General features: G+C 53.9%; 6 protein-coding genes and 1 pseudogene. All 7 read right to left on the bottom strand.

Features of this window, described 5'->3' with window-relative positions; all coding sequences use genetic code 11:
• Positions 1 to 274 precede the first annotated feature (274 nt).
• Complete coding sequence (locus ACFFLD_RS02870) at positions 275 to 1291, bottom strand: tetratricopeptide repeat protein (RefSeq protein ID WP_386036387.1); 1017 nt, start codon at positions 1289 to 1291, stop codon at positions 275 to 277.
• A gap of 61 nt (positions 1292 to 1352) precedes the next feature.
• The gene (locus ACFFLD_RS02865) at positions 1353 to 2303 is read right to left on the bottom strand and encodes a tetratricopeptide repeat protein (RefSeq protein WP_386036384.1); all 951 of its coding nucleotides are present in this window, start codon (positions 2301 to 2303) and stop codon (positions 1353 to 1355) included.
• Positions 2303 to 3313, bottom strand: coding sequence for a tetratricopeptide repeat protein (locus ACFFLD_RS02860; RefSeq protein WP_386036381.1), 1011 nt, complete (start codon positions 3311 to 3313; stop codon positions 2303 to 2305). The genes ACFFLD_RS02865 and ACFFLD_RS02860 overlap by 1 nt, the downstream gene beginning before the upstream one ends.
• Positions 3313 to 4287 (bottom strand): tetratricopeptide repeat protein, encoded by a 975-nt coding sequence (locus ACFFLD_RS02855; protein WP_386036378.1) that lies wholly within the window; start codon positions 4285 to 4287, stop codon positions 3313 to 3315. The genes ACFFLD_RS02860 and ACFFLD_RS02855 overlap by 1 nt, the downstream gene beginning before the upstream one ends.
• 11 nt (positions 4288 to 4298) lie before the next feature.
• Positions 4299 to 7532 carry a hypothetical protein gene (locus tag ACFFLD_RS02850; RefSeq protein WP_386036375.1) on the bottom strand — a complete coding sequence of 1078 codons (3234 nt, stop codon included), beginning with the start codon at positions 7530 to 7532 and terminating at the stop codon, positions 4299 to 4301.
• Positions 7529 to 8350, bottom strand: a complete 822-nt coding sequence (locus ACFFLD_RS02845) for a DUF4123 domain-containing protein (RefSeq protein ID WP_386036372.1) — start codon at positions 8348 to 8350, stop codon at positions 7529 to 7531. The genes ACFFLD_RS02850 and ACFFLD_RS02845 overlap by 4 nt, the downstream gene beginning before the upstream one ends.
• Positions 8335 to 8655: pseudogene (locus ACFFLD_RS02840) on the bottom strand (type VI secretion system tip protein VgrG); the annotation flags it as partial. The gene ACFFLD_RS02845 and the pseudogene ACFFLD_RS02840, both read right to left, overlap by 16 nt.

Below are 8655 nucleotides of genomic sequence, written 5' to 3'. Positions count from 1 at the left end.
CAAGTCGGGTAGTCAATCTCTTACAAATAACGCGTAAGTTGATTAAAAACTGATCAAGAGTGCGTTAATGCAGGGTCGTATACTTCAGGGTCGTAGCCCCGCCTAAAACACAGGACGATATGGCAGCGCCGCTGTCGACCCCGAAAAAAGCCAGAGAGCGCGTCAGGATGATTCGCCGCGAACGAAAACGACGCTAGAAGCGGGCAGGGCGGTTCGCTTCCCGCCAGCGCTCAAACCAGCGGCGTGGTTGAATCGTGGAGCGCTAGTAATACCCTTATGGCCCAAACTTCTCGGGGAAATAAGAGAGCGGCGGCTCACGGTTCAGCCATTCGTCTTTCATACGCTCGCCTTCGGCACGTTGTTCTGAAGTGAGACTATCCCGATAAGCGCGAAGAGCGTTCTCGGAAGAAGTACCCGGTACCTCTTCGTGAATGGCCAGGAAAATAGCCCACCCTTCAGTTGGGTCTGGCTCGGGGGCTCCTCGGCATAGCTCACGCCCGCCTTCATTGGGTGCGATATTGCAAGCTGCCAGCCAACCACGGCCATTCATGTGGCCGGCTTCAGACGCTCTGGTCATCCATTCCCAAGCATTTTCGGGCTGGTCCAAATGGTTTAATACAGAGGCGAGATTGTTCATCCCAGGCGCATACCCATTTTCGGCGGCCTGGCGAAACCATACCTCGGCGGCCTCCAAACGCTCTGTATCGCTACTGTAAGCATCCTCATCGTTGCGTGCACGCTTGCCCAGCGAGTGCATGGCCCAGGCATTGCCCGCCTCGGCAGCGCGGTCCAGCCACTCGAGCGCCTCTTCTTCGTCGGGCTCTTCCACGTAGTAATAAATGTAATAAAGCGCCGCCATGGCCTCAGCGTCCCCGTCTTCGGCCTTGGGCAGAGTGAACTCGAGCGCTTCCTGCGGCCAATCATCGCCGTTTTCCGGGCAAACGTCGCCCAGCTCGCAGGCGCCGCCCTCGAAGAGGCGCAACATAGCGTAGGGGTCACCGTGTTGGGCGGCTTGGTGATACCAGTTTAGTGCGGCCTGGTTCATATTGCCCATCACCAATCGGCGGTTGGCTTCACCCAAGTAGTACATTGCCTCTGCATCGCCTTCTTCAGCAGCTTGCTCAAGAAGTGGAATAGCTGAATCTGCCCTTCTAATCCCGTAAAGTCGCACCCCCTCCTCTTTGGCGGCTCGCGCTTCGTCGTCCAGGGCCCAAGCAGGCGGCACGCTTAGAGAGACTAAAAGCAAGCTTGCTAGTGTCACGAGAAGACCGGGGCGAGGCAGTAACATCATCAGGGGCCAAACTTCTCGGGGAAATAGGAGAGTGGCGGTTCCAGGCCCAGCCATTCTTCCTTCATACGCTCGCCTTCGGCGCGTTGTTCGGAAGTAATGCTATCGCCAGACCATAATAAGTGAGTGCATTCTCTGAAGTACTTCCTGGGACTTCCTCTCTCAATGCGAGAAGAATAGCCCAACCTTTAGCAGTATCCTTTTCCGTTTGACACATTTGATTTTCGTCTATTTCGGGTTCTAAATAACAAGAAGCTTGCCATAGCCTACCGTTAATATGACCCGACATGGATGCTCTAATCATCCAATCCCAAGCTTCTTCATCGCGCTCTAATTGATCCAAAACGACTGCCAAATTGTTCATCCCTGGCGCATACTTCGCCTCAGCCGCCCGATGAAACCATACCTCCGCAGCCTCCAAACGCTCTGTATCAATACTGTAAGCATCCTTATTGTCGCGTGCGCGCTTGCCCAGCGAGTGCATGGCCCAGGCATTGCCCGCCTCGGCAGCGCGGTCCAGCCACTCGAGCGCCTCTTCTTCGTCGGGCTCTTCCACGTAGTAATAAATGTAATAAAGCGCCGCCATGGCCTCAGCGTCCCCGTCTTCGGCCTTGGGCAGCGTGAGCTCGAGCGCTTCCTGCGGCCAGTCATCGCCGTTTTCCGGACAAACGTCGCCCAGCTCGCAGGCCCCACCGTCAAACAGGCGCAGCATGGCGTAGGGGTCGCCGTGTAGAGCGGCCTGGTGGTACCAGTCCAGTGCTGCCTGGGTTAGACCCATATGACGCAAGCGATCAACTTCTCCTAGATAATACATCGCCTCCGCATCACCCGCTTCTGCGGCTATTTCCAAATAGGGTGGACTCTTTGAGCGTTGGTGTGCGTTGTAAAGCCTCATACCCTCTTCTTTGGCGGCTTGCGCTTCGTCGTCTAGGGCCCAAGCAGACAGCACGCTTAGCGGTACTAAAAGCAAGCTTGCTAGTGTCACGAGAAGACCGGGGCGAGGCAGTAACATCATCAGGGACCAAATTTCTCGGGGAAGTAGGAAAGCGGCGGCTCCAGGCCCAGCCAGTCCTCTTTCATACGCTCGCCTTCGGCGCGTTGCTCGGGTGTGAGCATTTCTTTGTAATATTCAAGACTATCGTTGGAATAGGCTCCTGGCACTTCTTCATCAATAGCCAACATAATTGCCCTGCCGATAGCAGGATTCGGTGCTGGCGCTGAGTCACATAAATCGCGTCCTTCTTCTTCAGGTACTATATGGCATGAAGCTGTCCAGCGCCTACCATTTATGTGACCTGCTTCAGAAGCCTCTGTCATCCACTCCCAAGCTTTATCATTACGTCCTAAATTACTTAAAATTGCTGATAGATTGTTAATGGATGGCGCATATCCGAGTTCAGCTGCTCTGCGAAACCATACCTCCGCCGCTTCAAGCTGCGCAGTTTCACTTTCATAAGCATTCTCATCATCACGTGCGCGCTTGCCCAGCGTGTTCATAGCCCAGGCATTGCCCGCCTCGGCTGCGCGGTCCAGCCACTCGAGCGCCTCTTCTTCGTCGGGCTCTTCCACGTAGTAATAAATGTAATAAAGCGCCGCCATGGCCTCAGCGTCCCCGTCTTCGGCCTTGGGCAGCGTGAGTTCGAGTGCCTCCTGCGGCCAATCATCGCCGTTTTCCGGGCAAACGTCGCCCAGTTTGCAGGCACCACCATCGAAGAGGCGCAACATGGCGTAGGGCTCGCCGTGCTGGGCGGCCTGGTAATACCAGTCCAGTGCGGCCTGTGAAAGACCTCGGCTAAGCAGTCGATTCGCTTCGCCCAAATAATACATCGCTTCCGCATCGCCACTTTCGGCGGCAATTTCAAGTGGCGGCTGCATCCTTTCCCACTGGTGAATACCCCATAACCGCATTCCTTCCTCTTTGGCGGCTTGTGCCACCTCGTCCAACGCCCACGCAGGTGGTAGCGTTAACGGTATCAAGAGCAAGCAGGCCAGTGTCGCCAGAAGACTGGAGCGAGGAAGTAGCATCAGGGGCCAAACCTCTCGGGGAAATAGGAGAGTGGCGGTTCCAGGCCTAGCCAATCGTCTTTCATACGCTCGCCTTCGGTGCGTTGCTCGGGGGTAAGGCTATCGCGATAGACTCGTAGTGCTCGCTCTGAGGATGTGCCTGACACTTCTTCTTGAATAGCAAGAAAGATAGCCCATCCTTTGGCTGGCTCTTGTTCAACATGGCATAATTCACTTTCGGTAGGATCGATATAGCAGGACGCGAGCCATTGCCGTCCGCTTATATTGCCTGCTTCAGAGGCTTTAACCATCCACTCCCAAGCTTCTAGGGAGTCCCCTAAACTGTTTAATGTAGCCGCAAGATAACTCATTGAAGGCGCATAACCTTCTTCCGCCGCCCGACGAAACCACTTTGCCGCTGCTTCTTGAGCCTCAATATCGCTCGCTCCGCTTCTTATTTTCCGCCCCAACCAAGTTTGGGCTTCTACATTCCCGGCTTCAGCAGCTTCCAAAAGCCATTCACCAGATGCCTCCACGTCTTCCAAACTTGCATAAATCGAATAAAGCGCGAACATTGCAGCCGCATCCCCTGCCTCGGCTTTTGGCAATGTGGCCGCTAAGGCAGTCCCTAGCCAGTCATTACTATTTTCTGGGCACATATCACCGAGTTGACAGGCTTGACTAGAATGTAAACGCAGCATGGCATACGGTTCTCCTTGCTGAGCAGCTAGGTAGTACCAATCCAGCGCAGCTTGATTCATGTTTCCCATCACTAACCGGCGATTAGCTTCGCCCAGATAGTACATTGCTTCTACATCACCTGCTTCAGCCGCTTGCTCAAGAAATGGTATGGCCGAATCTGCCTTTCTAATACCGTAAAGCCGCATACCTTCTTCTTTGGCAGCTTGTACCTCTTCGTCCAGTGCCCAGGCAGCAGGGAAAAAAAGCACAGTCAGTGAAATACCTGTCAACATGGCCAAAATATATGTTCGCATTATTTCCTTCCTTAATTAGTAGCGCACACTTCAGTTGCAAGACCTGCGACATAGTTACGGTATTCTGCTCTAGCAATACCAGCTTCTCTCTCTATAAGAGAACCACTGTCCGAGACTCGCTCCATAAATTTATCCAAGCGTTCTTTGTGGTTTAGATAGGCTGTGTCTGAATAGTTATGAGGCGGCTGACCATTTTCAGTCATTCTGATAACGGCTTTTGCAAACAGGTATTGAGAAGGTGTAGGGTCTTCTTTACTAAAGCGACATAGCGAGCCGTAGATGCCAGTAGTGACGCCCTCTACAATCCAGCCTAGACAGTTCGCAACAGCAATTTGCTGGTAATCCAGCGCATCTTCAATCCCAAAATTTTGTCCTTCTATCTCAAGTGACCTAGGTTCACTGATTAACAGATATAGCAATGCACCCAACGCTTCAGGCGTTAATTGCTGAATCCAGTTAGCCAATTGTTCACCTTGGCCCCTATCAGCCGCATTAACGATCTCGTAAGCAATCGGCCCAGCATTCTGCCCGCCCGTCATGGCGTTGTAGAGCTGCTCAATACCGGCCTTTCCACGGGCGGCGAGAAGTCCTACGTTCAGCAACGTCGTGGCGGCGAGATAGCCGAGAAAGCCGAGGGTTTCGTAGGCTTCTTCGTCGACCCACTCGGGCTGAACGTAGTTGTTATCCACCATGGCGCGGTGAAGCATCGAGAGCCACAAATCCAGGCTATCCACATCCAGGTCGATGGCCAGCGACCCGCCGACGCCTTTGCCAACGACCAGTCGAGCACTCATGACGAGCGTGAACTTACCGCCCTGAATACGTAAAAGAAAACCGGCCTTCGCCCCGATACCGATGGAGGCCTCGACCCCCAACTTGGCATTGCCGAGGCTTCGCCACCCCGTGACTGAGCGGCGCGAGCCCTGCATGGCAAGCTCTGATAACGCGGCACGTGTCGGCAGCAGGCGCTGCAAGTTTTCCGGTGGTTCCCAGTGCAAGGCGCAGCGTGTCTCGATGCCCAGCTTGGCACCCGCAAACGCATCGAACTCCGCGCCCTGGGCTTCGCGCTTGGCCCAGTCGACCCCGGTGATGCTTAGCCCATCCTTATCGAAATCAAACCCCAACTCGCTTGAGAGTACTGCGCTTGCTCCGGCAAAGCCTTTGGCTACCGCATCGAGTACAACGGTATAGCGCCCCAGGTTGCGCGTTTCATTACGTTCGGCCAGTTCGATACTGACCGGCAAGGCTTGAGACTTTTGAGGTAGCACCAAACGCCCCAGAGGAAGTTCGCCTCGGGCCAAGCTGATCGTGCCTTTACCTTCCCACCCATAAGAAAGCTTTGCAGCGGTCTTATCCTTGTCATTCAAGGACCACTCACCAGCCGTATCTCTTGCCAGTTCCAATTGCTCATTGCGCGTGACGCTGGCACCTGATTTTTCCTCGAATGTCAGTTCACCATCAAAAAACGTAAGGCTGCCGGACTGCGCCTCAGCGTTCCAAGGGACATCACGCTCATCTTCTGACCGCTCCTCGTTAAGATCAAAGTGCGTCATCCCGACCAGTCGCAGCATTTGTGCTTGTGCACTGGCATCAAAAAGCCTCAACGATTCACGGCCAGGGCCGGTAAAGAGGATCTTCTGGAGAGCTTTTCCCCAGCGGGTTTTGTTATCACCCGTTAACGACTCAACCTGGTAATGGTGCTGTTCCAAATAGGAAAAGAGGTCATCCGGCTGGAAAAAACCCAATGTGTCTTCGTGCCAACTGAGCTGATGCTCGATTCTCTCGCAGCCACGCGAAGCCAACCACTGAGTCAGCGCCGTTTCAGGCGCTTCCCATAAGGTGGCGGGCAGTACGCCATCGGCACCAAGTGCCTGATCCAAACGTTCGCGTTCGGTTTCTGACATGAGAGGCGCCAGTTGCCATAAACTGATATGGCACAGCGATTTGTCGCCCAATGGTGAGCTGAACTCGCGAAGCGGAAATTCACGGCGTACGAGCCGCTCGATCTTGCGTTTTTCGTATCCCAGCGAGTACTGGTCGTCATCCAGGTTCGTATTCCATATCAGAACCCGTCCTGGTTCTATCTGTTCGACCGCCCGATTGGCCTTTTTAAACAGTTCGTCCAACTCATCATGTAGTCTTTCGTACTGTTGACGCTCTTGCTCGAAGAGGAACACAGGCAACTGGGCGCGTCCTGCCGTCCCGGACTCCCATTCGCTCAGCTTTTGCTCTACCGACTCATTAAGCTCGGCGCTTTCTTTCAATAAGCGGCAATAGGTATCGAAACCACTGACCCCGTCGTCGACACCCGCGCCGCCATTGGACGTGCCCGAAAGTGCAAGCTCTGGCGTGGCGATGCCGAGTGCGGCAAGCGACAAGATGCTCTGAAGGTATTCGTGATACTTCTCTGCTTGCTGCTCATTTAGCTCTTGCACGTACCCTACAAACTGACAAGCCTGCGCGGCCTCGACGGGCGGGTTGGATTCGCATAGCTGAATGAAGCGTTGATACTCTGATAATACGTCCCTAAGAGAGAAGGGCGTCGCGGTCCCTTGACTGCCTGGATTAAAGTGATACTGCCTCTGTGTCTGCTCGCGGCATACGCGATACGTCTCCAACGCTTGGGCAATTTCTTCCTCCCAAGGGCCGTAATACGCCTCGCCTTCAAGTGAATAACCTTGACCTTCTGCCCGAGCAACTCCTTGCTGGTACAGTGCACGAAGCTGGCTTTCAATATCACTGATTTCACTATTCGAAAAGAAACGAGCAATGTGATTCAGCAAGCCCGGCGTGCTTAAATCCCAAAGTATGTCACTTAGGCCGCGCTCATGGGCGATTCGCTGCTGTACGGACGGTAAGTCTTCTGATGTTAACGCGACCAGTCGATTGAAGTTTTCAATATATTGCTGGCGTTCTGACCCGTTTAAGAAGCTTTCAGCCCTACTGGGCAGTAGACACTCCATTAAACCAGCTTCATTTGTCAGAAGTTCAATACGCGTCTTTTTATCCTCTGTACTTACCCACTCTCGCAGGGTTTCAGATGCTTCCATTAAAGCATCTGAAACCTCTTCAGTAAGCAGCCAAAAAGTCCGCGTTCCTGGCATGTAAATAATATCGGCCCAGCAATTCTCTTCACATACATGCGAGGGATTTTCTCCGGGGCTTTCGCCCTCTGATGCCGACGGTTCGAATACATTAACCACCACAGGATCCAGACGGCGCTCCGAGGATTGCGAGGCACTCATACAAAATGCTCCAGTTGCTGTACCTTCTGACGTGATGGAATCGACTTATTCAGTACATCTTTTATTTGAGGACTAAACGCCTCGCGCTCACCTGTTATAACAGGCAATAGCCGTTTTAAATGATCGGAGCGAGTAATACCTGATTCCATTACGATTTTCATTTTGATTAACCATGAGGCTTGCACATCACTAACGGGACTATTCGTCATATGGCTCAGCCACCATGCCTGTTGGCTTTCTTTCAACGCAGCTTCCATCTCGGTGGTCAACTGCCATTCATCGAGTACGGCAGGAGTCGCGGCATGTGGCTGCCAAACAAGCCATTGGCCTTGTGGCGTGGGCGTTGCTACCAGCTGAAACAGGCTCAACCAGTAGCTGTAAGCGTTGAAGGGGACGCTGGCAAGAAGTGCCATACACACGGCGGGCTGCTGTAGATTGATGAGCGACTTTCCGCCGTGCGGGTCATCTAACACAAACAGAGTACGCAAATGGTTGGCGATGCTTTGCAGGGTTTGGTCTGAAGAGGGAAGACACATCCACCCCAAGCGCTTTTGGCAGAGCGCTTCAGCGTAATGCCAAGCCTCGCTTCCTTGGTCGATTTCCACTAGCCACGGGCTTGCTTCTATAAGTGGTGATAGCGAGGTCCCCGCAAATAGCGTCAAAAAATCCTGTTTGCCCGACAGCCCCAATAATGGCCTGCACTGCTCAGGCGAACGGCGTTGATCAAGCACTACAAAACCGCGCTTATCGGTTGTTAATGCTGAGAGGCTATCAACGGCCTTAGAGCGTTCGGCGAGTTGGTTTAACCAGCCAGACATGGGCAGTCCTCACGGGTGCACTGGGTGTCATTGATCTTGCCGCACAGCGGCATGATGGCCGCCTCGCTTAGCTGGTAGTCCTTGAGCTTGGGCAGCGAGGTTGGCGGTATAGCCTCATGCGCTTCCGCTACCGCATGCCCCGGCAGCAGCGGGCTTTCAGCGGCCTGGCCGGTGCCGTTGCCGGGGCTGCCGCCGGCGTTCACTTTAACGTTGGGGCCTGAAATGGTGACACCGCTGCCGTCTAGTTTGAGGAAGCTGCCGCCAGCGTTGAGGGTCAATTCACTGCCCGCTTCCAGCACTACCTT

The sequence above is a fragment of the Vreelandella sulfidaeris genome, assembly GCF_042429665.1.
Taxonomy (GTDB): Bacteria; Pseudomonadota; Gammaproteobacteria; order Pseudomonadales; family Halomonadaceae; genus Vreelandella.
The sequence above is the reverse complement of the archived record's forward strand: the minus strand, read 5'-3'. Positions and strand labels throughout refer to the sequence as shown.

Bases quoted from the DNA above. Each gene is read 5' to 3' on its own strand.
- ACFFLD_RS02855 (WP_386036378.1), bottom strand. From the start codon at position 4,287: ATGCGAACATATATTTTGGCCATGTTGACAGGTATTTCACTGACTGTG.
- ACFFLD_RS02850 (WP_386036375.1), bottom strand. From the start codon at position 7,532: ATGAGTGCCTCGCAATCCTCGGAGCGCCGTCTGGATCCTGTGGTGGTT.
- ACFFLD_RS02860 (WP_386036381.1), bottom strand. From the start codon at position 3,313: ATGCTACTTCCTCGCTCCAGTCTTCTGGCGACACTGGCCTGCTTGCTC.
- ACFFLD_RS02865 (WP_386036384.1), bottom strand. From the start codon at position 2,303: ATGATGTTACTGCCTCGCCCCGGTCTTCTCGTGACACTAGCAAGCTTG.
- ACFFLD_RS02845 (WP_386036372.1), bottom strand. From the start codon at position 8,350: ATGTCTGGCTGGTTAAACCAACTCGCCGAACGCTCTAAGGCCGTTGAT.
- ACFFLD_RS02870 (WP_386036387.1), bottom strand. From the start codon at position 1,291: ATGATGTTACTGCCTCGCCCCGGTCTTCTCGTGACACTAGCAAGCTTG.